The 23,909-nt window shown below is 52.7% G+C and carries 17 protein-coding genes; 12 read left to right on the plus strand and 5 right to left on the minus strand.

The window, feature by feature from the left end; all coding sequences use genetic code 11:
• Nucleotides 1–83 precede the first annotated feature (83 nt).
• The 3 genes from QW71_RS10845 to QW71_RS10855 form a co-directional block, all read right to left on the minus strand.
• Nucleotides 84–989: a hypothetical protein gene (locus QW71_RS10845; protein ID WP_039297265.1), complete on the minus strand. Its 906-nt coding sequence runs from the start codon at nt 987–989 to the stop codon at nt 84–86.
• 84 nt (nt 990–1,073) lie between these two features.
• Complete coding sequence (locus QW71_RS10850) at nt 1,074–1,595, minus strand: GNAT family N-acetyltransferase (protein WP_047013726.1); 522 nt, start codon at nt 1,593–1,595, stop codon at nt 1,074–1,076.
• The gene (locus QW71_RS10855; RefSeq protein WP_039297266.1) at nt 1,592–2,428 is read right to left on the minus strand and encodes an AraC family transcriptional regulator; all 837 of its coding nucleotides are present in this window, start codon (nt 2,426–2,428) and stop codon (nt 1,592–1,594) included. Before QW71_RS10855 ends, QW71_RS10850 begins: the two co-directional genes overlap by 4 nt.
• Nucleotides 2,429–2,551: 123 nt before the next feature.
• Between QW71_RS10855 and QW71_RS10860 the strand changes: the two genes are divergently transcribed.
• Together QW71_RS10860 and QW71_RS10865 are read left to right on the plus strand one after the other, a co-directional pair.
• Nucleotides 2,552–4,009: an alpha-L-fucosidase gene (locus tag QW71_RS10860; protein WP_039297267.1), complete on the plus strand. Its 1,458-nt coding sequence runs from the start codon at nt 2,552–2,554 to the stop codon at nt 4,007–4,009.
• A gap of 40 nt (nt 4,010–4,049) precedes the next feature.
• The gene (locus tag QW71_RS10865) at nt 4,050–4,940 is read left to right on the plus strand and encodes a phosphotransferase (RefSeq protein WP_039297269.1); all 891 of its coding nucleotides are present in this window, start codon (nt 4,050–4,052) and stop codon (nt 4,938–4,940) included.
• Between the two features lie 30 nt (nt 4,941–4,970).
• Here the strand turns inward: QW71_RS10865 and QW71_RS10870 are convergent, their stop codons facing one another.
• The gene (locus QW71_RS10870; protein ID WP_039297271.1) at nt 4,971–5,792 is read right to left on the minus strand and encodes an AraC family transcriptional regulator; all 822 of its coding nucleotides are present in this window, start codon (nt 5,790–5,792) and stop codon (nt 4,971–4,973) included.
• A gap of 200 nt (nt 5,793–5,992) precedes the next feature.
• Between QW71_RS10870 and QW71_RS10875 the strand changes: the two genes are divergently transcribed.
• Nucleotides 5,993–9,106, plus strand: a complete 3,114-nt coding sequence (locus tag QW71_RS10875) for a glycoside hydrolase family 2 TIM barrel-domain containing protein (protein WP_039297273.1) — start codon at nt 5,993–5,995, stop codon at nt 9,104–9,106.
• A 707-nt stretch (nt 9,107–9,813) separates the two neighbouring features.
• On the plus strand, nt 9,814–10,788 hold the full coding sequence (locus QW71_RS10880) for a phosphotransferase (RefSeq protein WP_039297275.1): 975 nt from the start codon (nt 9,814–9,816) through the stop codon (nt 10,786–10,788).
• A gap of 6 nt (nt 10,789–10,794) precedes the next feature.
• On the opposite strand, the gene QW71_RS10885 is transcribed toward QW71_RS10880, so the two are convergent.
• The gene (locus QW71_RS10885; RefSeq protein WP_052769976.1) at nt 10,795–11,541 is read right to left on the minus strand and encodes a family 16 glycosylhydrolase; all 747 of its coding nucleotides are present in this window, start codon (nt 11,539–11,541) and stop codon (nt 10,795–10,797) included.
• 149 nt (nt 11,542–11,690) lie between these two features.
• Here QW71_RS10885 and QW71_RS10890 point away from each other — a divergent pair, with 149 nt between their 5' ends.
• The 8 genes from QW71_RS10890 (at nt 11,691) to QW71_RS10925 (ending at nt 23,769) form a co-directional block, all read left to right on the plus strand.
• Nucleotides 11,691–12,611, plus strand: coding sequence for a sugar ABC transporter permease (locus QW71_RS10890; protein WP_039297276.1), 921 nt, complete (start codon nt 11,691–11,693; stop codon nt 12,609–12,611).
• 57 nt (nt 12,612–12,668) lie between these two features.
• Nucleotides 12,669–13,553: a carbohydrate ABC transporter permease gene (locus QW71_RS10895; protein WP_042242292.1), complete on the plus strand. Its 885-nt coding sequence runs from the start codon at nt 12,669–12,671 to the stop codon at nt 13,551–13,553.
• A gap of 45 nt (nt 13,554–13,598) precedes the next feature.
• Nucleotides 13,599–15,269 (plus strand): extracellular solute-binding protein, encoded by a 1,671-nt coding sequence (locus QW71_RS10900; RefSeq protein WP_039297278.1) that lies wholly within the window; start codon nt 13,599–13,601, stop codon nt 15,267–15,269.
• A gap of 140 nt (nt 15,270–15,409) precedes the next feature.
• The gene (locus QW71_RS10905; RefSeq protein ID WP_039297280.1) at nt 15,410–17,248 is read left to right on the plus strand and encodes a sensor histidine kinase; all 1,839 of its coding nucleotides are present in this window, start codon (nt 15,410–15,412) and stop codon (nt 17,246–17,248) included.
• 1 nt (nt 17,249) lies between these two features.
• Complete coding sequence (locus QW71_RS10910) at nt 17,250–18,845, plus strand: response regulator (protein WP_039297282.1); 1,596 nt, start codon at nt 17,250–17,252, stop codon at nt 18,843–18,845.
• Nucleotides 18,846–19,385: 540 nt separating this feature from the next.
• Nucleotides 19,386–22,028, plus strand: coding sequence for a family 16 glycosylhydrolase (locus tag QW71_RS10915; protein ID WP_039297283.1), 2,643 nt, complete (start codon nt 19,386–19,388; stop codon nt 22,026–22,028).
• Between the two features lie 284 nt (nt 22,029–22,312).
• On the plus strand, nt 22,313–22,807 hold the full coding sequence (locus tag QW71_RS10920) for an RNA polymerase sigma factor (RefSeq protein ID WP_039297286.1): 495 nt from the start codon (nt 22,313–22,315) through the stop codon (nt 22,805–22,807).
• Complete coding sequence (locus tag QW71_RS10925; protein WP_039297289.1) at nt 22,804–23,769, plus strand: hypothetical protein; 966 nt, start codon at nt 22,804–22,806, stop codon at nt 23,767–23,769. The genes QW71_RS10920 and QW71_RS10925 overlap by 4 nt, the downstream gene beginning before the upstream one ends.
• Nucleotides 23,770–23,909 lie beyond the last annotated feature (140 nt).

A 23,909-nucleotide genomic window follows, 5' to 3' on the forward strand; every position in this document is an offset into this window, starting at 1 on the left:
ACCTCTCTTCGGGAATGGGTGTGAACATCCATTCGAAGAGAGGTTTTTTGTTATTTTCAGAGATGCTGATCTCTGTATTCTATTTACTTCGCGGCTTGTTCCTCCGCAATATGCTTCACAAACTCAATCGTCTTATCCTTATTGTCTTCGCCAAGCACACCAATGATGATCGATTTCACATTGTAGTCTATGGGCAGCGCAGAGATAAACGGAGAATCCATAATATCCACACCATACAGCTCGCGCTTGCCGGTATCTTCATTCGTTCCCCATCTCATACGTGTATCGTCAGCAGCCAGCTTGCCGTCCGCCGTAATGGGTTCGAGATTCTGGAATCCGGCCTGTCCGCCGATCCACTCGATAGTCGCATCATCCATAATGACGATATCCGGCCGGTTAGCCGCCAGCTCGACCACAGCCTTCTGCATATGGTTCATATCCAGCGTATCAGCGCCTTCCCCGGTCTTGGGCAGATACACAATGGTCGCCTCTACCCGCTTCCACTGCGGATAAGCGTCAATGACCGCTTGCTCCAATGCTGCAGTATCCCCGCTGCTGTCCTTAGCCCCGAAATTACCTACGAACATAATGGTCGCGTCCACCGGCGGCAGCGAAGCAAGATACTGTCTATGCTGATAGTTATCGTACAGTGCCTTCCCGCCAAAAATCAGCACAAGCACTGCGACGATAGATAGGATAACATGCGTTTTGTAGAGCCGCATAAAGCGTTCCCATTTGCTTGCAGTCCCGGAGAACCGCCCGTATTTGGCTAGACGCTGGTCTTCAGCTTCTTGAATCTCCTGCTCGTCCCAAGTATCCAGAATAAGCTTGTACGCCTGGAAATCCGCTTCATAGTCCGCTATTTCTTCATCCGTAGAAAGGGTCCGTCTGCGCTTCAGGAGCAAATCGAACCGTTTGTTCAATTCCTCTCTGGTTACGGTTTCAGTTAATCCTAGCCGCACGTACGCTTGCTTCAAGTTATCGTTCACATTCAGTTCTCCTTTGATATGTATGATGCCATAATTCTATTTTAACAGACTTCGCCCTGTATTCTCCACTCTGGCTATAGACGCTCAGAACAGGCCCGGCGTCTCCATCAGCAGGAACTCCGTTTCGCTGTCTCCATACCGGTTGATGAAGCTCTGCCCCGGCAGGAAGCCCGCCTTCTTATACAAGGCAATAGCCCGGAGATTAAAGGCCGCAACCGACAACCGGAACCGCTTCGCGTCATAGGTCCCCTGTGCAAACTTCATACCCGCCTGCAGAAAAGCAAGCCCTTTTCCAGCGCCGGTCAGGTCCGGCCTTAACCCCAGTCCGATATCAAGCGCTGTACCATCCAGATAATATCCCAGCTCTGCCCCTCCTCCCACCTGGGCATTCCTTCCGTAACAGAAGAATCCGGCCAGTTCCCCCTCCGCAGTACGTACGCTGAAGTAGGAGCCGTCCATCAGCTCTTCGATATCCTCCGTTTCAGCAGAATCATCCAGCATATTGTACAGAGAATATGGCGGTTCGTATTTCCAGTTCAGAATCTCTCTTGCAGCCGGCTCATCCATTAACCGGATCTGATAACCATTATATGGTTCGCTGCTCATAGTTTAACGCCTCCTGTTTCCTGTTTCCTGAATTCTGTGGGTGCAAGCCCGGCATGCTTCTTGAATTGCCTGGAGAAATAGAACAGATCGCCGAAGCCGAGCTGGTCGGCAATCTCGCTGACCGAACCGGAGGTGGTTGCCAGCAGGTCTTTCGCTTTTTCAATCTTTTGCCGGGTGATGTACTGGATGGGGGGGACGCCGATCTGCTGCTTGAACAGACGTATGAAGTAATTAGGGTGCATATGCGCAATTTCGGCAAGGTCATGAATGGTAATATTGTGTTCAATATTCGCAGCGATGTATTCCAGAACGGCTGTCAGCTTCCGGGCGGAGCCCAGATTCTTATAAGAGATTTCATCCAGCCTGAGGTTCATGATGTAATAGGAGATCAGCTCCAGCAGCTTGCTCTTGGCCAGCAGCGGGGCGTACACAGCGTCCGATTGGGCACTCCCTGTAATCCCTTTGAACGCCGCCTCAACAGCAGCAGGATTCTCCGGAAGACATACATGGCTCATCTCCAGAATACGGAACAGGTTGATTTCTCCGACCTTGGCGCTGAAATGACACCAGTATTTAAGAAAAGGGCGTTCGCTGATGCATGAGTAGGACTGCTTCACACCTTCAGGCATCAGGATCAGCTCCCCCGGCTGCGGATAATATTCCTTATCCCCGATCTTCAGCCAACCTTCACCGCCGCAGATGTAATAGAACTTGCTGTAGTCCGGAGTATAGTCCAGATCCCTCCACTGTGTGGTGCACTGGTTATAGTCCGCCATGAGCAGGTCGACCTTCAGATTGGATAAGTAGCTGGTGAGCAATGCGTGATGATCCATCGTTCAGACCGCCTTAAAGGTTATTTTTGTACATCAGAAAGTTAATCCCGTACATTCTTAATCCCCCTGCGGCCCGGTACAATGAAAGCGTTATATTAATCGCGGGAGGATGAGAAACTGACTATGAACATGACTGATTATTTGTACCTTATCGACGAGACCATTAAAAACGGCCCCTATAAGGATGATTGGGATTCTCTAAGTATGTATGAGGTGCCGCAGTGGTACCGCCAGGCCAAATTCGGCATTTTCATTCACTGGGGGCTGTATTCTGTCCCGGCCTTCAGTAACGAGTGGTATTCCCGCAATATGTATATCCAAGGCACGAAGGAATATGAGCATCATCTGGCTGTCTACGGGAACCACAAGGATTTCGGTTATAAGGATTTCATTCCCCTGTTCACGGCGCAGCAGTTCAACCCCGGCGAGTGGGCTGCCTTATTCAAAGCCTCCGGCGCCAAGTATGTCATTCCCGTTGCAGAGCATCATGACGGCTTCCAGATGTATAAAAGCGCTGTCTCCCATTATAACACGTACGAGATGGGGCCCGGGCGGGATATTCTAGGCGAGCTGAAGGCCGCCTTCGGGAAGCAGGACCTGGAGCTGGGCGTCTCCTCCCACCGCGCGGAGCATTGGTTCTTCATGTCCCACGGCAAAGAATTCGAGTCCGATATCCATGAGCCGCTGGAACGCGGCGATTTCTACTGGCCGTCCATGCCGGAACCCGATCATCACGATCTCTACGGCTCTCCCCCGTCTGAAGAGTATCTGGAAGACTGGCTGATCCGCTGCTGCGAGCTGGTTGACCAGTATCAGCCTAAGGTCTTCTATTTCGACTGGTGGATTGAGAATGCTGTATTCAAGCCGTATCTGAAGAAATTCGCCGCCTACTACTACAACCGGGCTGCTCAGCGGGGAACTACGGCTGCCATTAATTATAAACATGATGCCTTCATGTTCGGCACAGCCATTCCCGATGTAGAGCGGGGGCAATTCGCTGAGCTGAAGCCGTTCTTCTGGCAGACGGACACAGCAGCAGCACGAAATTCCTGGTGTTATACGGAGAATAATGACTTCAAATCCGCCGGAGAAATCATCCGCGATCTGGTGGATATCGTCAGCAAAAACGGCAATCTCCTGCTGAATGTGGGTCCACGGGCTGACGGCAGCTTTGCTGATGAAGATAAGGAGATACTGGATGCTATAGGCGGCTGGCTGGGCACAAATGGTGAAGCCATCTATGAGAGCTCCTTCTGGCGCACGTTCGGTGAAGGGCCGACACGCATTGAAGAGGGACAATTCACCGACGGCAGCGCCAAGGTGTTCACCCCAGAGGACATCCGCTTCACCGTGAAGGGAAGCTGCCTGTATGCAACCGTCCTGGTATTCCCTGAGGATGGCGTTGTGCGCATTACATCGCTTAGAGAGAAATCACCGTATTTCGAGGGAATTATCCAGAAGATGTCCGTGCTCGGTTTCGATGAGCAGCCTGCCTGGGAGCGGAATGCAGAAGCGTTAACGATCCGCACCACAGCAGTGGCCAGCGCCCTGCCGGTTGTGTTCAAGCTAGAGCTTGCCTGATCTTTGCCTACTACTCTTCACAACGGAAGGAATAACCAGCATGAGCGGATGGACTGAAGCCATGAAGCAGATTATTGAAGAAGAATTGAAGTGGGATATCGCGGATACAACCATTGAATACCAGCAGGATGGCTTAACCAACACGAATTATATAATCTCCAGCGGTAACCGCAAGCTGGCGCTGCGCATTAGCGGCGGGAACACGGGCAGGCTTGGCATCTCCCGGGAGGCTGAACTTGCCGCTATGCAGGCGGCGGCAGATCTAGGGATAGGCGCAAAGGTAGTGTATTTCTCCACGGAGACGGGTCATATGGTCACAGAGTTTATAGATGGCGTGAAGTGGAACGACGCGGAGGCCGGCACCGATGTGAATATGAAGCGGATCGCCGATACTTTGAGGAAAGTGCATGCCCTGCCGCCGGTTCCCTATACATTCTCGCCTTATCAGGATATTACGGACCGGATACAATTTGCCGCCCGGCACCAGCTCGGGCTTCCTGAAGATCTGGACGAGTTCCTAGAGAATCTTGCGGCCATTCAGCAGGACAGGGCGTCAAACGGACAACAGCAGCTGGGGCTGTGCCATAATGATCCTTTTGCAAACAACTTTCTGGATGACGGAACGGTGCGGCTGATTGACTGGGAATATGCGGGAATGGGCGATATCATGTTTGATTTGGCATGTGTATGCTCGGCTTATTCCCGGCCACAGAAGGAAACCTTCCTTGCCTGCTACTTCGGACATGATGATGCAGATACCCTGCATAACCTTGAACAGATGTCTTACGTGGTCACCTTCTGGAATGCGATGTGGGCAGTGCTGCAGACGTTTGACCCTAAGCCGGTTGTACCCGCAGAGTCCGCTGAACCGGCTGCAAATTACCGCCAAATCGCCGACTGGATGTTCGCCCGGCTGAGGGAGAGTCTGTGATACGGATACGAATCCGGAGCCTGGCGGCCCCTAATCCAGACCATGCAGGCGCCTCCACTCTTCGGGCTGCATACCGGTCATCCGTTTGAACACAGCACAGAAGTAGCTGACATTCTCGAACCCTGCCCGCTGGGCGATTTCATAGACTCTCTGCCCTCTGCTGCTGAACATGAGCTGTTTGCTCCGGTTCACCCGCTGTTTGTTAATGTAGGCGACCGGCCGCTCGCGGACGGTGCGCTGAAACAGCCGGCACAGATACTGCGGCGACACTTCAGCCACCTCGGCCAGCTCCTTCAGCAGCAGCGGACGGTGCAGGTGGAGCTCTATATATTGCAGCACCGGCTTCATCCGCTCCAGCTCATTATCCTCATTCGAGGCGGGGAGCAGGCTGCGTTTCAGATCCAGAAGCAGCGAGTACAATAACTTCGAACGTTCCAGATTATCCTGAAGCTCATTGCCGTATGAAAGGGTAAGCATCTCCTCCAGCGGTTTCAGGATGGGCTGCTCTCTTAAGCTCCCCATTCCTGACTCGCGTATACCGGCATAGAGCAGCATCTGGGCCGCTTCCCTCCCGTTAAAGGAAATCCAGGCCAGCTCCCATTCCCGGCTCAGCGGCGCATACGAATGGGGAACATCCGGATAGAGAAAGAAGATCTCCCCGGGACCGGCAATATAGGATTTATCCCGGATATGCAGCTCCCCCTTGCCTCCAAGCACCTGGTGCAGCTGGTAATCCGGAAACCCCGCCGGACGCTCAGTCTCTTCCTGATGCTCCCAGTACCCGATGGTCGTGGCATAGAGCGGAAGCGGAAGCGTTTCTTCCATTTCGCAAAAGATCATTGTACTTCTCACAAGCGCCCCCCTTTCTGTAAAAGCCCTGCGGGTTCTAACCGCCGGTATTCCTGTTCCACCTCCTCATCATAACGGCCCGCAGTTTCAAATTCCAGTCTATTCTTGTTTCATATTTTGTTATAATCGATGAATATCATTATATATACCCCAGTCATTCTCCATTCTATAATATGAATATAACAATATAAGGAGATGTTAACTTGCGCCATAAGCTCTCATACCAGCAGCCTGCAAACGGATATCCGGAGTGGAATAATAATCCTGAGCTTTTTCAATTGAACCGGATAGACGCGCATGCCTCCATGATGTCTTTCCCGGCAGTGGCTGAAGCCCTGCAAGGAAATAAAGAAGCTTCCTCCCGCTATCAATCCTTGAACGGAACCTGGAAATTCGCATTCGCCGAAACCGCAGAAGCGCGGATTAAGGATTTCTATACCGCCGGTTATGACTCCGGAGACTGGGCGGATATTACCGTTCCCTCCCACTGGCAGTTCCAGGGATATGATTATCCGCAATATACCAATGTCCGTTATCCATGGGCTGTGTCCGAGCCGGAGCTGAAGCCGCCTTTTGCCCCGACCGTATACAATCCGGTAGGCTCTTATATCCGCACCTTCACCGTACCCGAGAGTTGGGATGGGCAGCCGGTGCACCTCAGCTTCCAGGGGGTTGAATCCGCTTTCTATGTCTGGGTGAACGGTGAGCTGGCCGGATACTGTGAGGATACCTTCACGCCATCCGAGTTCGATATTACCGCTTATCTGGTACCCGGTGTCAACAAGCTGGCTGTAGAAGTCTACCGCTGGTGCGATGCCAGCTGGCTGGAGGATCAGGATTTCTGGCGGCTGAGCGGAATATTCCGCGATGTTTATCTGTATACCGCACCGCCTGTGCGGGTTGCTGATTTTTTCGTCCGCACAGATCTGGACGAGAAGTTTACCGATGCGCAGCTGAATGTAAATCTGACGATAGAGAATTATTTTGACAAGGTGATTGAGTCCCATTCGGTACAGGTCCAGCTCTATGACGGTAAAGAACAGCCCTTATGGGCTAAACCTGTCTCCGCCTCTGTCGCTTTCGGTAAGGATGGAGTTCAGCAGCTACAGCTCTCCGCAGCAGTGACGAACCCGAAGAAGTGGAGCGCCGAGAAGCCTTATCTGTACACACTGGTTATTGCTGTATCGGATGATCAGGGACAAGTGCTGGAAGCGGTCAGCTGCAAGGTAGGCTTCCGTACCTTCGAGATCCAGGATGGTCTGATGAAGATTAACGGCAAACGGATTGTGCTCAAGGGCACTAACCGTCATGAATTCTCCTGCGACACCGGCCGTGCACTCTCCAGAGAAGATATGATCACCGACATCAAGCTCATGAAATCGCATAATATCAACGCTGTGCGGACTTCCCATTATCCGAATCAGTCCGTATGGTATGAGCTGTGTGACGAATACGGGCTCTATGTCATCGACGAGACGAATCTGGAGACCCATGGCTCCTGGCAATACGGGCAGCAGGAACTGCATGAGCACAATGTCCCTGCCAGCCGGCCGGAATGGCGCGCCAATGTCATTGACCGCTGCAACTCCATGATGCAAAGAGACAAGAATCATCCGTCGGTCATCATCTGGTCGCTCGGCAACGAGTCCTTCGGCGGCGATAACTTCCTGGCCATGCACGACTATCTGCGGGAAGCCGATCCGACCCGTCCGGTGCATTACGAAGGGATTTTCCATTACAGAGCGTCGGAAGCCGCAAGTGATATCGAATCCACCATGTATATCAAACCGGATGATGTCGAGAGATATGCGCTGAACCATCCCAAGAAGCCGTATATTCTCTGCGAATACAGCCATGCCATGGGCAACTCCTGCGGCGGTCTGCATCTGTACACCGAGCTGTTTGACAAGTATGACATCATTCAGGGCGCTTTTATCTGGGACTGGGTAGATCAGGCGATCCGCACTACTACCGCTGACGGCACAAGCTACCTGGCCTACGGCGGCGATTTCGGGGAAAATCCGCATGACGGCAACTTCAGCGGCAATGGCCTGCTGTTCGCTGACCGTACGGTTACTCCCAAGCTGCTGGAGGTCAAAAAATGCTATCAGAGCATTGTCCTCACCGCGCTGGACCTGAACACCGGACGTCTGCAGGTTCGCAATAACTTCCTGTTTACGGATCTGGGAGACTATCAGCTGCAATGGAAGCTGGCGCTGGATGGAGAAGCCGTCCAGGAGGGAACACTGCCTCTGTCCGCAGCACCCGGTGAAACCGCTGAAATTGCCGTTCCGTACGATCACAGCCTGCTTGAAACCGGCAAAGAAGCTGTACTTACGGTCTCGTTCGTCCTGCAGGCCGAAACAGCCTGGGCAGGTGCAGGCCACGAAGTCGCCTGGGAACAGTTCATTCTGTCCCCATATATTCCGGCCGGCACTCCTGTTATTCCAGGAAGTAAGCTGCAGGTCAATGAGCAAGACGGGCTGGTGACTTTTGCAGGCAGCAGCTTCGGAATATCATTCGACACGGCATCCGGCGCCCTGGTTTCTTACCAGTCTTCCGGCAAAGAGCATCTGCTTGCACCGGCAAGACCTAACTTCTGGAGAGCGGTAACCGACAATGACCTCGGCAACAAGCATCCCGAGCGCTGCGCAGTCTGGAAGGAAGTCTCTTACAGCCGACAGCTCACCCGGTTCAGCTGCCGTGTAGAGGGCAGTCTCGGTTTCGTGACCGCTGAGTATCTGCTGGATACCCAGCCGAAGTCCCTGCTGCGTGTTCAATACGAGATCCGCACGGACGGCTCGGTAGAGATTGTTCAGGAGCTTCAGCCGGGCAGCAGCAAGCTGCCGGAGATTCCGGAATTCGGCATGGCCTTCGAGCTGGACAGCAGCCTCGACACCATCTCCTGGTACGGCCGCGGCCCGCATGAGAACTACTGGGACCGGCAGTCCGGGGCTAAGCTGGGACGTTACAGCGGCACGGTCAGCGGGCAATACACACCGTATCTCCGTCCGCAGGAATGCGGCAACAAGACGGATGTAAGATATGCCTCTGTCACTGCAGGCAGTGATGGACACGGCTTGCATGTAAAAGGCGCATTGCCAATCGAAATCAACGCTCTTCCATGGAGTGCCGCTGAGCTGGAAGCCAGCGATCATGGCTACAAGCTTCCTGTATCTGACAAAACGGTGCTGCGCGTGAACTACAAGCAGATGGGCGTCGGCGGTGACGACAGCTGGGGTGCCCCGACCCATGAGCAGTTCACCCTGCCTGCTAACCGTCCGTATTCCTTCCGCTTCACGCTTTCACTCGTGTAAGTTGCCTCACAAGTAGAAACGGTACCGTCCTTTTATAAGGACGGTACCGTTTCAGCGAGAAATAGAAGGATAAGTTAGTGTGTGAAACATGTTATATTTTCAATAAAGAGGTGTCCCGTCAGCCGGTTCTGCGGCTTGGGACACCTCTTTTCGCTTGCTCATTACCTGCTTTTTACCTGCTTTTTACCTGCTTTTTACCTGCTTATTACATGCTTATTACATGCTTATTACCTGCTCATCCAACCTCACCGCACGATTTAGAATCAATTCTCCTAGTGCGCACTAGCGAGCAAACAATTCATGCCCATAATACAACATTTCCCTTATAATTCCGGCCAAAATCATCTTTTGTTGTATGAAATGCAACATTTCCCCTTCTCCAAGCGGATTAGCAGGACAATTCTTGTATTTCATACAACAATCTATCCCCACACCCAGGTATCTGCGAAACCAAGTTGCAATACGTACAACATTTAAGCTTTTACAGTGTAAATTTAAGCACCCGTTTTCTGCATCCCCTGGTCTATGAACTTAAACTAACCAGGCAGTAAATGGCTGCATCCCCCTTCGGGTTCTCAGCAAATATATATCTTGAATAATCCCCTCACTCCGGTGAAAATAAAGTCATATAGGAGCATTACAGAGATTAAACTAGTGTTAACCCTGAATACATTCATCATTTATATTTCCAGGTGAGGAGATATTATATGTCCGACACAGCCGCAACCATCCGGGATGAAATCTTAGGCTCCATTTCAGAGATTTTCGGGGTGCATGTTACTGAAGCTTCGCAGATTGATCAGGGTTTCCTGAATCTGAAATGGAAGCTTGAAAGTGATCACGGACGTTTATTCGTGAAGCAATACAGCAAGATACGTTACCCGGAGCACCTCACCCACGGACTTGAAGTTTCATTGACTCATCAGGATCAGCTGCAGCTGCAGGGCATCCCGGTTCCGAAGTTATTTTCACATCAGGGAAAATATGTCTTACGAACGCCTTCGCAGGAACGGTATGTGCTGATGAACCTGTGTGACGGAAGCAGTATTGAGCCGGGCTCGGCAAATGAGCCCCAAATGTATGCGCTGGGGAGCGTAGTCGGCCGGATGCATAAGCTGCTGAACACGGACCTGACTCCATTACCGCTGCACTGGAATATACGGACCCAAGAAGCTATGGTGAAGCACTGGGACAAAAGATACCTTCAGGCCACCACCCTTCATAATGGCGAAACGGTTGCAGCGCTTGAGATTCAGCGGAGAATTATTGATGGAATGGATACCGGTATCTTTGCAGACTGCGAGCGGGGCTGGGGGCACTGGGATTTGTTCGTCGATAATATTCTGTTCAGCGCCGATGAAGTGGCCGCTATCCTTGACTTCGACAGACTGCATTTCGTGTACCCGGAGTTCGATATATCACGCCCCATCTTGTCCTGCGCCTTGTCAGGCAACCAGCTCCGGCTGGACCGGGTCCATGCCTTTGTGACCGGCTACCGCGAGCATATCCCATTATCCGTGGACAAATTGATCCGTTCCATTAAATTAACGTGGTGGAGGGAAGCCGAATGGATTGCGGTTCCCCAAAAGGATGAATTCACACCGCTCATCCGGTTCCGCCACGAAAATAATTGGGTCGCCGCCAACTGGGACCAACTGGAGGATATTTTCGCCGGAATTTGAGCTGCCTCAATGCTGATACAGCCGGATGCTTGACACTGTCATTACCGCCGGAAGGGCGGCTTCATCCACCGCCACATTGTCATACCAGCCGCCCACTGCAAGATTAAGCAGCAGATAAAAAGGCTGATCAAAGGGCATCACCCCCGGCTCCAGACTCCGCTCCGCGAAGCAATGCCCGTCGACCAGCCAGCGCATGGAACCGGCTTCCCATTCCAGCGCATACTCCCGGAACTCATTAATCGTTCCGTTCTCAAGCTCATAGGTGAACTCTTCAACGACTTTATGCGCAAGATCCGGTCCATAGTGCAGCGTTCCCGCAATCTGCCGGGGCAGGCGTCCTTTCGCCTCCAGCATATCGATCTCCCCGGAGGCGGGCCAGGGCCCGTAAGCCTGATCCTGCGGAAGCAGCCAGATGGCGGGCCAGATTCCCTGCCCCACCGGCAGCTTGGCCCGCACGACCAGCCTGCCGTAGCAGAAAGAGAACTGGTCCCGGGTATCCAGGCGGGCTGAAGTATACGCGAAGCGGCGTCCATTCTGCTCCACGGTTTCGCGGCGCGCACACAGCTGCAGGCCTTCTTCTCCAATAGACAGATTCCCCGGATTCCCCGTATAAAACTGCTGCTCCCCGTTGCCCCAGCCCGGATACACCGGCTTCCCGTCATTGTCTAATAAGTCGTTGCCCAGGCGGATATTCCAGCGCTGCAAATCCGCATTTCCGCTTAGGAAATCCTGCTCCCATACAAGCTTGTTCATCCTTCGCACACTCCCTTCAGTTAATCACAGCATACTTAATTTCCAGGCCCTGTGGGTGGAATCCAAAAAATTGGGATAGGGTCAATAATCATGGCCTTTTTTTCCGCTGCCCTTTTTCATACCATGAAGGAGGAAGGGGGCACAGTACCATGTTCCAATACAGAACGGAACAAATGAAAGCGCTTGTCAGACAGTGGCAGCTGCAAAGCATGGTAATACCGGGCATTATCTGGATGTTCATCTTTTGTTATATCCCTATGTTTTGGCTGATCATCGCCTTTATGGACTTCAGCATTGCTAAGCCTATGCTGGAGTCGCCGTTTGTCGGGCTGAAGCATTTTCAGGATTTTATGACGGATGACCGGTTTTGGCGCTCGATCCGCAATACCCTCGGGATGAGTACAATCAAGCTCGTACTCGGTTTTCCTATCCCCATTTTATTCGCCCTGCTGCTTAATGAAATCCGGGGTCTGCGGTTTAAGCGCACGGTACAAACGATCTCGTACCTGCCTCATTTCATCGCCTGGACGATCTTTGGCGGAATCGCACTCAACTGGCTGGGGGAGGGCGGTGTCATTAACCAGCTGATGATGGCGATCGGGTTCCAGGACCGGGAAATCCTGTTTAACAGCGACCCTAAGTACTTCTGGTGGATTACCTTTTTCACCGATACACTCAAGGAAACCGGCTGGAGCGCCATTATCTACATAGCAGCCATAGCCGGCATTGATCCGGGGCTGTATGAAGCAGCCGAGCTGGACGGCGCGAACCGCTGGCAGCGGATGTGGCATATTACCGTGCAGAGCATCCGCCCCACGATCGCTATTCTGTTCATCCTTGCGGTCAGCGGGATACTCGGCAGTAATTTCGAGCAGATCTTCATGCTTAAGAACAACATGAATATGAAGATGGCGGAGAGTCTCGACCTCTACATTTACAACATGGGGCTGGTCTCCGGGCGTCACTCCTTCTCCACCGCCGTCCTGTTTGCCCGCTCGATTGTAGCGCTGGGGCTGCTGCTGTTGGCCAATCAGACCTCCAAGAAGCTGACCGGCGACAGTATTTTTTAGAAGAAACGGATTATGAGCGGCGAAGCCGACTCCACCTGGAAAGGAGACAACAGATTCATGGCAAGACGCGGAAGATTCCGGCGGATTGGCGCTTTTGAGGTCGGCAATACCCTGCTGATGCTGGCGGTCTGCTTTCTGACGCTGTACCCGATGTGGTTTGTACTCGTCAACTCGCTGAATTCACCGGCGCAGGCTTCGCTGGGTACCGTCAACTGGTTTCCCAAAGAGCTCTCGCTGGCCAGCTACAGTGTAGCCTTTAATGATAGAACGTTGATGAACGGCTTCTACATCACAACCATGCGTACGGTAATCGGGACTGTGGTGCATGTGCTGTTCACCGCTATCGTAGCCTATGGAATGAGCAAGTCCAATCTGATGGGCCGCAAGCTGTATCTCAAAATCTCTTTGATTACGATGCTGTTCTCAGGCGGGCTGATCCCCTCCTTCATTCTCATGACGAAGCTGGGCTTATATGATAGTTTCTGGGTTTTCATTATCCCTTCCATGTATACTTTTTTTAATATGGTTATATTTATGAGCTTCTTCCGCACCATTCCAGACAGCCTGGAGGAATCAGCCAAGGTGGACGGGGCTTCGGATTATGGCGTCCTGTTCCGGATTGTCCTGCCCAACAGCATGGCTGTCATTGCCACCATCTCCCTCTTCTCTGCAGTCTATCACTGGAACGACTATTATCAGGGGGTCATCTATATCCATTCCCAGGAGCTGCTGCCGCTGCAGACCATGCTGTACAAAATCATTGCCGAGAACTCCATGTCCTTCATGCAGCAGCAGGCGATGGCGCAATTCGGCGCAAGGCTTCCCGGCAACTCGATCAAATTCGCCTCCATGATGGTGGCTACGCTGCCTATCCTCATCTTCTACCCTTTTATCCAGCGCTATCTGGTCAAAGGTGTGATGATAGGTGCTATTAAAGGCTAGCCGTAATGAAGCATTCTACACAAATACAGAAAGGATGATTATGCCGTGAAAAGAAAATCTGTTAAACCAGTCTTAGCCATTATTCTGGCTGTAATCCTGACGTTAACTATGGCCGCTTGCAGCAGCAATTCCGCCAATAAGGAAAGCGCACCCACTACTGCGCCGCAGGCTGATACTACACCGGCGCCTCAGGCAGAAGCCACTCAGAATCCTGATGAACCCGCCTGGAAGCTCGATACCAGCCCTATCGATTTAACCTGGTTTGTTGGAGCGAACTGGTATGCACACACCTGGGGCGAGAGCCTGGCTTCTAAATATGTGACGGAGAAAACGGGTGTCAATGTCAAGCTGGAGGTCCCTTCCGGTGAAGCAAATGAGCAGATCACACTGATGATGACCTCGGGCAAGCTGCCGGATCTCATTTCTATGGGTTCCTGGGAAACCGCTGTCAAAAAGCTGTGGGAAGGCGATCATGTCTATGCCCTCAATGAATTGGCCGATCAGTACGACCCTTACTTCTACAAGGTGGCAGGTGACGGTACGCTGAAGTGGTACCGCCAGGAGAACGGCAACACGTATGGGGTTCCGAATGACTCCTACAGCCCCAACCTGATGCATGAGACCGGCATGACGGCCGCCAATCAGACCTTCCTGGTCCGCAAAGATCTGTACGAGGAAATGGGCAGTCCGGACCTCAGTACCCCGGAGGGCTTCCTGGGTGCGCTGCAGCTGCTGAAGGATAAGTATTCTGAGTATAAGGGTCAGCCTATGAGCCCCTTTTTCGCCCAGGGAAATGTCCCTTACGGGATGACGGAGTATCTGCAGAATCTGCTGGCCGTTCCGCATGAGAAAGACGGCAGCGTATATGACCGGGTGACCGACCCGGATTATATCGCCTGGCTCAAAACCTTCCGTACCGCTTACGAGCGCGGACTGATTAACGTGGATTTCCTGGTGGATTCCGATACCCAGGTGGAAGAGAAAACAAACAACGCCCGCTACTTTATGATGATCCGCGAATGGACCGGCATGACGGCTGTCAATCCGATGCTGGCTGCGGGTGCTAATCCGGACTCCAATTACATTGCAGTTGACGGGCCGCAGAATAGTAAGGGCGACAGCGCCAAGCTGTTCCCCGGCAACATGGACGGCTGGATGGTAACCATGATCAGCAAATCTACCGAGCATCCGGAGCGTGCGATCCGCTTCCTGACCTACCTCGCCAGTGAAGAAGGCCAGCGTGACCTGTTCCTCGGCAAGGAAGGCGAAACCTGGGATACGGTGGACGGCAAACCGCAGCTGAAGGCTGAATTCACAGACATGCTGGGCAGCAATATTGAGAAGCTGGAGAAGGAATACGGCATACTGGATACTTACTGGATGATGCGCAATCCTGTTATCGTCAACCAGTGGAGACCGGAGAAAGCGCCTGTGATCAAGCAGATGGAAGACTTCGCGAACGCACAGGCCGATATCGACAGCGGTATCTACAAAGGGCTGGACCCGCTTGGCGATTCGGAAGTAGCGGTTGCCTGGGCGCGCATCTCCCAGAACTGGGAAGAAGTACTCCCTGAGCTGATTACGGCCAAGGACGAAGCTGCCTTTGACAAAATCTTCGACAGCTTCCTGTCCCGCCGGGACAGCTACGGCTTCGCGCAGGTGAAGGAATACCGCCAGACGGAGCTGGATGCACGCAAAGCCAAAATGGCGGAATAATGTCTTGAACTATGCCGGCGGCCGGAATGGCGGCCGGTATTCCCTGCTTAGAGGGGTTTCTCCCCTTAAGCCGCAGCGCCCTATTACCTACCAGCCGGTTTGTAATATATGGTATATTACAGGGATGGGAGGTTAACCAGATGAAGTATTTGCTGACTACGATGAGGAAGCTTTACCGGAATTCCCGCATCTCAACCAAGCTGTTTCTGGCCTTCAGCTTGATGATTGCCATACCTGCGATTGTGGTCTCCTTTTTATTCATCCGTACGCAGGAAAGCCAGCTCTACAAGGAAGCTATGGCGGAGGGCAGCAATCATGTCGCACGGCTGAATGAACGGCTGCGCAGCCGGATGGATATTCTTGAGAACGCTTCCTCCACCGCTCTGACCCAGAAGGCATTTGTGGATTTCATTCACACCAATATGCGCGGGGACGGCCTGCGGCTCGTGAAATTCAAGCAAAACCAGTATGAGCAGATGCATAATATCATTCAAAGCCATGAGCTGATAAGTGAGCTAAGCTTCTATGTCGATAACCCGGATGTATACGAAATCTGGCCTGAAATCTATCATTACAGCAAGTTTTGGCCGCAGGATTACTGGATGACGCTCCGGGATGAAGGCGGGGCCGCCTTCCGCTTATCCGCCTTTAAGGATGGCGAGGATACATTATCCTACTACAGGCTGGTGCGGCCTCAGGGCCAGCAGCAGAAGCTCCCCACCATTATGGAAATCCGCGCCAGGCACAGTGTTTTTTTCAGCGATCTGCTTGAAGACACAGGTGGTGATTTCTTCAGTGTTGTAATGGACGGAACAAATGCTTTCCGGAATGTATACAATCCGGGGCATGAGTTCCCGCAGAATGCCGGGGAGAAGCTGGACGGAATTCTTAGCAGGATTCACGAACAGCTGGATGTGCTGCAGCAGAATAACCCGGTTAAGATTCATTCCGGGGACCAAACCTACTACGCGCTGTATCGCTACATCGCTCCTCTGAACGCCTATGTGGTCGATATCGCCTCCCATCAGGCGCTGATGCAGGGCCCGCGGAACTGGTACCTGATTGTGATCGCCGTCACCTCCTGTGTGCTGCTGCTTATGCTGCTGCTCGTTTCACAGATGACCCGGCGTATATTCCGGCGGCTGGAGAAGGTGCTCGTCTCCATGCGCAAGGTACGCAGGGGGCAACTGGATGCGAAGATTGATACAGGACTCCGGCATAACGAAACCGGTGACGAAATCGACTACGTGGCCGTCAGCTACAATAATATGCTGGACGAAATCCAGCACCTGATGACACAGGTGGTGGATAAACAGCTTATCGCCAAGAACGCGCAGCTCCACTCCCTGCACTCACAGATCAATTCCCATTTCTTGTACAACGCCCTGGAGTCGATCCGGATGCATGCGGAGGTCCAGCAGCAGCCGGCTATGGCTGGTGCACTGGTCTCTTTAGGCTCACTGCTGCGTTATAGCATGCAGTGGCGCAGCGATACGGTTGCCCTCAGTGAAGAGCTTGCCAACATCCACAGCTATATCCGGTTCATCAACTTCATGGAAGGCGGAAGCATTGAATTGTCGGCCGCTCTTCCCCCGGAGGTGCAGCGCTATACGATTCCCAAAATGTGCATGCAGCCTATCGTCGAGAATGCCGTGCATCACGCAGCCCCTGCAGGCGGCAGTGTACATATCCAAATTACTGTTAGGGTAGAGAATGACAGCCTGCTGCTGATCGAGGTCCGCGATGACGGCGCAGGCATTGATCCGCAAATGCTGGAGAGGCTCCAGTCTGTGCTGCGGGGCGACTCGGATACGCCGATTATTACCAGCAAGAACGGGCTGGGTCTGGAGAATGTGCATAAGCGCCTGCAGCTGCATTACGGCAAGGGCTGCGGACTGTGGATTGACAGCGTACAGAGCGCCTATACCTGTGTAACCATACGGCTCCCTTGGGAAAATGTGAATCTTGGAGGATGGTAGCATGATCAATATTCTGGTTGTGGATGATCAAAAGCAGATCCGTGACGGCCTGCAGGCTATGCTGCGCCAATTCCCTCTGCAGCTTGACCATATTTACAGCGCTGTGAGCGGAATTGAGGCGCTGGAGCTGTTGCGTCAGCACAGTATCCAGCTCGTGATTACCGATATCCGGATGCCTGATATGGATGGTCTGGAGCTGATGGCTCAGACCAAAGAGGAACGCATTAAGGTTGATTATCTGATTATTAGCGGCTACAGCGATTTCGCCTATGCCCAGAAGGCCATTGAGCTTGGTGCCAAGGGTTATCTGCTCAAACCTGTGAAACGGGAGGATTTGCAGTCCTCGGTGGAGCATGTCTGGCAGGAAATTCAGACGCGAATGTCGCTCTCGCGTAATCTTGAGCAATTGTCCCGCCGCGCCATGGAGACAGACCGTAAGGAGCTGCGCATGTATATGCAAGGCGCGGCGGGTGATGAAACGTGGATTGACGCGACTGAGCAGCAGAGCGCAGAGCTATGGAGCAGCTACCGGCTCTGCCTGCTGCGCGAGGAGCTGTGGATTAACCAGCCGGGTGCCAGCAGCAGCCATAGCATAGAATCTATTGCTTACCGCGTATATGGCAGACACGGTTGTCTCTGTCTTCAGCACCGCCCCCACCTGATCCTGGCGGTTGATGCAGCCGTAGATCCGGGGGTCTTCCCTGCTGCGCTCCAAACCGAGCAGATTGAGGCCATTACTGCAATGACCAGCCCGCAGCAGGGATTAAGGGAGCTGCCGGGCAGCTATACGCTGGCATTGGAGCTGTACCGCCACAGCTTCCTGTTTCCGGATAAGCGTTGCCTCCTGCCCACGCATATTGAGCGGCTGGAGCAACAGTGGGAGCTCCCCTATGAGGAGCTGTATGCCCTGTTCCAGTTAACCGGCACCAAGAACAGCGGCAGAATCACCCAAGGGATCTCCAGCCTATTCCACAAGGATGTGCTGCAGCGGCATCACATACGTTACACACAGCAGCTATGCCGGGCCGTAGTCCAGATGATGGAGGAATATGAGCGTGTAATCCGCCCGTACATGGGAGAAGAGGCTTTGGACTTAGACAGTCTGCGTAATGTATTCGACTATCCGGGCATCCGCGATTATATTCAGGCGCTGCTGCAGCAGCTGCTCCGGCTGAACCAATTTTATTATGAATACAAGTGCAGCTACCGCAACTCTCAGGACTTGAACGAAGCCATCCGTTTCATCCACGAGAATTACCACAAGCCGCTGGATCTCGCGATGGTGTCCAACCATGTGTCGCTGAATTACGCTTATTTCTCCAACCAGTTCAAGAAGAATATCGGCAAAGGCTTCGCCGAATACCTGCGTGATGTGCGTCTGGATAAAGCCCGGCGTCTGCTTGCAGAAACTGACCATAAGATCGTCGAGATTGCCTCCATGGTCGGATATGAAAGCTACAAAAGCTTCACACGGGCCTTCCGGGATGTGATGCATATGCAGCCCACGGAATACCGGCAGCTGATCCGCCGGAAGCTGGAACGGGAAGAAGATTACCGGGACAGCGGGCTGCAAATCGAGCAAGACTCCACTAAATAAGTCCACCAATACAGTGTCAGATTTAGACCATCGAAAACCACGCTGGCAAAATACTTGCAGAGGGTTTGCCGTGCCACGATTATCGTTATGGTACATGAGCATAGACGGTAGGCGGCTTAATTGTACTTCGTACAACTAAAATGTCTGATTTGCTACCAGTTATCCGTTTAGCTGTATTTTGTACAATTAAAACCTCCACTTGTCTTGGTTCTCACCTATCCGGGCAGATTTAGTTGTATAGACTACAGTTATAAGAGTCACGCATTCCTTTTCACTGTTTTTAATTGCACGTTATACAGCTATCACTGAATATTCACTTAGAACAGAACTCCATCAATTGCTGCAATGTTGAATACACTCACTTCTTGAGTTCTGAACTGTAGGCGCAATAGCGTCTGCATATAAAGCAAAAGCCAAAAAATTGGGTCATAACAAAAAGTATTGTCCCTTTTAGCCGATTATGAGATTCGATAGAATAAAGATGTTCTCTCATATGTAAGCGGTTACCTTCACTACCATTTAATTAAAAGGAGGGCAAGTATGAAGCGACTTCACCTAACGGATATTGGATTTAAACAGAAGGTATTATGTTTGTTCCTGAGCTTAGTGATGCTGGCCGGCATCGGCCTGCTGCCTGCTTCGAGAATTCAGACGGCGGAAGCAGCGGGGGTCACGGTCAGCTCCATGGCTTATTTCTCGGCGGCAGACGGTCCAGTTATCTCCAAATCAGGGGTAGGACAAGCGAGCTACGGCTTCGTCATGCCAGTGTTCAACGGCGGCTCCGCTACCTGGAGTGACGTGTCGGATGATGTGGGCGTCAAAGTGAAAGTAAGCGGCAACTGGGTAGACATCGACAGCGCAGGCGGCTATGTCTACAACCAGAACTGGGGGCACTGGAGCGACGGCGGCATGAACGGCTACTGGTTCACGCTATCCACTACAACCGAAATTCAGCTCTACTCCAAGGCTAACAGCGGGGTTACGCTCAATTACACACTGGCCTTTCAGAACCTGAACACAACTACCATCTCAGCTATGGCACCTACTCAAGGGCCGCAGATTACAGCAGGCTTTACAGGAAGTGCAGGCTTTACCTACCCTACCTTCAACAATGATCCGGCCTTAACTTATGAAGCCGTGGCGGATGATCTGAAGGTGTACGTGAAACCTGTTAACAGCAGTACATGGATTGATATTGATAATAACGCAGCCAGCGGCTGGATCTATGACAGCAACTTCGGCCAGTTCACCGATGGCGGCGGAGGCTATTGGTTTACCGTTACTGAATCCATTAATGTCAAACTGGCCTCCAAGACCTCTTCCGCGAGTCTCATCTATACGATTACCTTCAATCAGCCGGTCCGGAATTCATATGTCCTGACGGCCTACGACGGGACAGCTTACACTGCAGACAACAACGGTTCCATCGGCTTCCCCCTCCCTAAAATAGACGGAGGCGCACCGGTTGGCAGCGAGCTTGGCAAATTCGTCTATCAGATCAAAGCGGGCGGCCAGTGGGTGGATCTGAGCAATTCCGGCCAGAGTGGATTCTTCTATGCCGGCAACGGCTATAACAATATGTCCGCTGCCAACCAGTGGGGCTATTGGGCCGATTATATCTATGGCCTGTGGTTCCAGCCGATCCAGGTGAATATGGAAATCCGCATCGGGTATCCGCTGAACGGGCAGCAAGGCGGAAATATCGGCAGCAATTATGTCTATTACACCTTCACCGGTAATCCCAATGCCCCGCGTCCCGATGAAAGCGACCAGGAAGATATTACGCTGGGAACACCAACAGACCCGGCTGTGGCCGGTATGAACCTCCTCTGGCAGGATGAGTTCAGCGGGACAGCACTCGACACCGGCAAGTGGAATTATGAACAGGGATACTATATCACTAATGACCCCAATAGCTGGGGCTGGGGCAATGCGGAGCTGCAGCATTATACTAACAGTACCCAGAATGTATTTGTCCAGAACGGGCAGCTGAATATCAAGGCCATTAATGAACCGAAGTCCTTCCCGCAGGACCCTAGCCGGTATGCGCAATATTCTTCCGGCAAAATCAACACCAAGGATCATCTGTCCTTCCAGTACGGGCGGGTGGACATTCGGGCTAAGCTGCCTACAGGCAATGGGATCTGGCCTGCACTGTGGATGCTTCCGGAAGATGCTGCTTACGGGGCATGGGCCGCATCCGGTGAAATCGATATTATGGAAGCCAAGGGACGGCTTCCCGGCACGACCAGCGGCGCCGTACATTTCGGCGGACAATGGCCTGTGAACCGGTATATTGCCGGTGAGTATCACTTCCCTGAGGGGCAGACCTTCGCGAACGATTATCACGTCTATTCCATGGTCTGGGAAGAAGATAATGTGAAATGGTATGTGGACGGTAAATTCTTCTTCAAGGTCAACAGAGAGCAATGGTATTCCGTAGCGGCACCGAACAATCCGAATGCCCCCTTCGACCAGCCCTTCTATCTGATTATGAATCTGGCGGTCGGCGGACATTTTGACGGCGGGCTCTCCCCCGCTCCGTCTGATATCCCGGCAACGATGCAGGTAGATTATGTACGGGTCTACAAGGAAGGCAGCGGCGGCGGAAATCCGGGCAATCCCGGCAACGTTCCGGTCAGCGGTGTCTCCGTAACTCCTTCCACCGCCCAGGTGCAGGCCGGTCAGAGCGTCCAGCTGACCGCCAATGTGGCGCCGTCCGGTGCAACTAACAAACAGGTTGCCTGGACCGTATCAAACAGCAGTACCGCCTCCGTGAACCAGAATGGTCTCGTAACCGGTCTTGCAACAGGCACAACAACCGTTACGGCTACAACTGCAGACGGCAACAAAACAGCCACCAGCACGATTACCGTGGTGCCCCCGCCTGCAACTGTAATTGTGATCGGCGATCAGGTGCGCGGCCTGAAAAAAACAGGCAATAACCTGCTGTTCTATGTGAACGGTGCAACCTTCGCCGACCTGCATTACAAAATCAACAACGGCGGACAGCAGAACGTCGCTATGACCTCCACGGGCAACGGAAACTACACCTACGCGGTAAATAACCTTCAGCAAGGTGATACCGTGGAATACTTCTTCACCTACAATCCGGGTCAGGGGGCGCTGGATTCCCCGTGGCAGACTTATGTGCATGGGGTGACCCAAGGAACCCCCGAATAAGAAGAGCATCCTGGAACAGATAAGCGGCTGAACGTATGGCCGCTTCATATGACCGCTAACACAGGGGATGGGGGAAGAAGAGCATCCTGGAACAGATAAGCGGCTGAACGTATGGCCGCTTCATATGACCGCTAACACAGGGGATGGGGAAGTCTTAGGACTTCCCCATCCCCTGTTCTATTTCACTCAAGGGCCAGTAATGCAGCCCAAATAAATTTTGCGGAAACAAAATGTGACCAAATGCCGTCCTTAAGGGTGTTATAGGTAAAGGAGGGCATAACCTCATGCAGCAACCCATGACCCGGCCGGGCAATCATGTGATACAAAGTTACGAGGTCTACTCAGATATGCTGTTCCGGATTGCCCTGATCCATCTGGGCAGCCGCCAGGATGCCGAAGAAGCCACTCAGGATACCTTCATCAAGCTGATGGAGAAAGCTCCCGCATTTAAGGATGACGAACATCAGAAGGCATGGCTGATCCGGGTAATCACCAATCATTGTAAAAATCTGCTGGGCAGAGGCTGGCGCAAGCGCGAAGTCAAGCTGGAGGGCAGTGAGCCGGTTGCGGCCGACACCCCCGAGGATATGGCGATCCTGCAGCTTGTGCTGGCGATGCCGGTAAAGTATAAAACGGTGATCCATCTGTATTATTACGAGGATTACCCCATCCAGGAAATCAGCAGGATTCTGCAAATCAGCGAGTCTGCGGTGAAGATGAGACTTCAGCGGGGACGTCAGCTGTTAAAACTGGAGCTGGAAGGAGCGGGACCGGAGTGAAGGAAGAAGAATTTCGCACAAACTATAAGAAAGCGGTGAATTCAATGAAATCCAGTGAAACAATGAAGCAAGGATTAGCCGATAAAATGGAGCAGAAACGCCGTCCGCGTAAAATGGTCTATGTGGCAGCAAGTGTACTGCTCGCCGCCGGAATCGGCTTAGCCGGACCAAGCATTATGCAGCAGCTGAATGGAACGGCCTCCCCGGGTCAAGTGGCTCAGGTAGATCCGGGCACGCCCGCTGCGGGTACCTCGGCAGGCATCGTCATTCCCAAGATAGAGCTGCCGGATAAAAGCTCCGGTGTTTCAGCAGATATGATCGCCCTTGTCGTATATAAGGGCAATATCTATACTCAAGCGGCGACCCGTATCGATGCGGCCGATGCTGCAGCACTGCGCGGCGAGAAGCTGGGCCGGACGTCCGGCGGCATTGATGAATGGAGCGGCAAGGATGAGTATATCGAGCTGGCCTCCAATATTGGCGAAGCGGATATCTATGCCGTAAAGGGATACGATTCCGGATTCCTGGTGATGTCCTATACGGAGATTGACGGCCAGGTATATGCGGAGCTGTATGAACACACGAATGGCATTACAATAAGCAGCGGCGCGGATCTGTTCGGCAAGCTGAATCTGGAAGGCCGCATTGCCTCCGCCCAGTGGGAGAGCTTCAGCAGCTGGAACAACGGCCAGCAGCAGTACCTGCCGCTGCCGGAGGGTGCCGCGCTGGATGGCTTCCTGAGCGCACTTAATGCCGCCAAACCACTGGCAGCAGAGCCGCTGACGGAGCAAGGCATCTATGACAGCGAAGACCGCAAGATCATCTACCTGCAGCTGGATGACAAGGCCCGGGTGGAGCTGACCCTGTTCGGCCAGGGACTGGTACGCTACGGCAATGCTCCGGTATTCTTCGAGGTCGAATCCGGCGCTTTCCAGGCGCTGTGGAACAGCATGAATCCTTAAGCTGCTGCTTAAGTACAGCGGCAAACAAGTGGATAAAGGTATCTTAATTAGCCCATTTCCGCGGGATATACGGAAGCAAGTGGAAAAACACAGACTGTTGAAAAAGTCTTTGTTTCACACGACACCGCGTTAATTTGGTA

Origin of the sequence: Paenibacillus sp. IHB B 3415 (assembly GCF_000802655.2) — a bacterium.
In the GTDB taxonomy this organism is placed as follows: Bacteria; Bacillota; Bacilli; order Paenibacillales; family Paenibacillaceae; genus Paenibacillus_AQ; species Paenibacillus_AQ phytohabitans.

Excerpts from the sequence above, each read along its gene's own strand:
- QW71_RS10895 (WP_042242292.1), top strand. The coding sequence starts at position 12,669 with ATGGCAAGACGCGGAAGATTCCGGCGGATTGGCGCTTTTGAGGTCGGC.
- QW71_RS10855 (WP_039297266.1), bottom strand. The coding sequence starts at position 2,428 with ATGGATCATCACGCATTGCTCACCAGCTACTTATCCAATCTGAAGGTC.
- QW71_RS10850 (WP_047013726.1), bottom strand. The coding sequence starts at position 1,595 with ATGAGCAGCGAACCATATAATGGTTATCAGATCCGGTTAATGGATGAG.
- QW71_RS10915 (WP_039297283.1), top strand. The coding sequence starts at position 19,386 with ATGAAGCGACTTCACCTAACGGATATTGGATTTAAACAGAAGGTATTA.
- QW71_RS10905 (WP_039297280.1), top strand. The coding sequence starts at position 15,410 with ATGAAGTATTTGCTGACTACGATGAGGAAGCTTTACCGGAATTCCCGC.
- QW71_RS10920 (WP_039297286.1), top strand. The coding sequence starts at position 22,313 with ATGCAGCAACCCATGACCCGGCCGGGCAATCATGTGATACAAAGTTAC.
- QW71_RS10885 (WP_052769976.1), bottom strand. The coding sequence starts at position 11,541 with ATGAACAAGCTTGTATGGGAGCAGGATTTCCTAAGCGGAAATGCGGAT.
- QW71_RS10890 (WP_039297276.1), top strand. The coding sequence starts at position 11,691 with ATGTTCCAATACAGAACGGAACAAATGAAAGCGCTTGTCAGACAGTGG.
- QW71_RS10880 (WP_039297275.1), top strand. The coding sequence starts at position 9,814 with ATGTCCGACACAGCCGCAACCATCCGGGATGAAATCTTAGGCTCCATT.
- QW71_RS10865 (WP_039297269.1), top strand. The coding sequence starts at position 4,050 with ATGAGCGGATGGACTGAAGCCATGAAGCAGATTATTGAAGAAGAATTG.
- QW71_RS10910 (WP_039297282.1), top strand. The coding sequence starts at position 17,250 with ATGATCAATATTCTGGTTGTGGATGATCAAAAGCAGATCCGTGACGGC.
- QW71_RS10860 (WP_039297267.1), top strand. The coding sequence starts at position 2,552 with ATGAACATGACTGATTATTTGTACCTTATCGACGAGACCATTAAAAAC.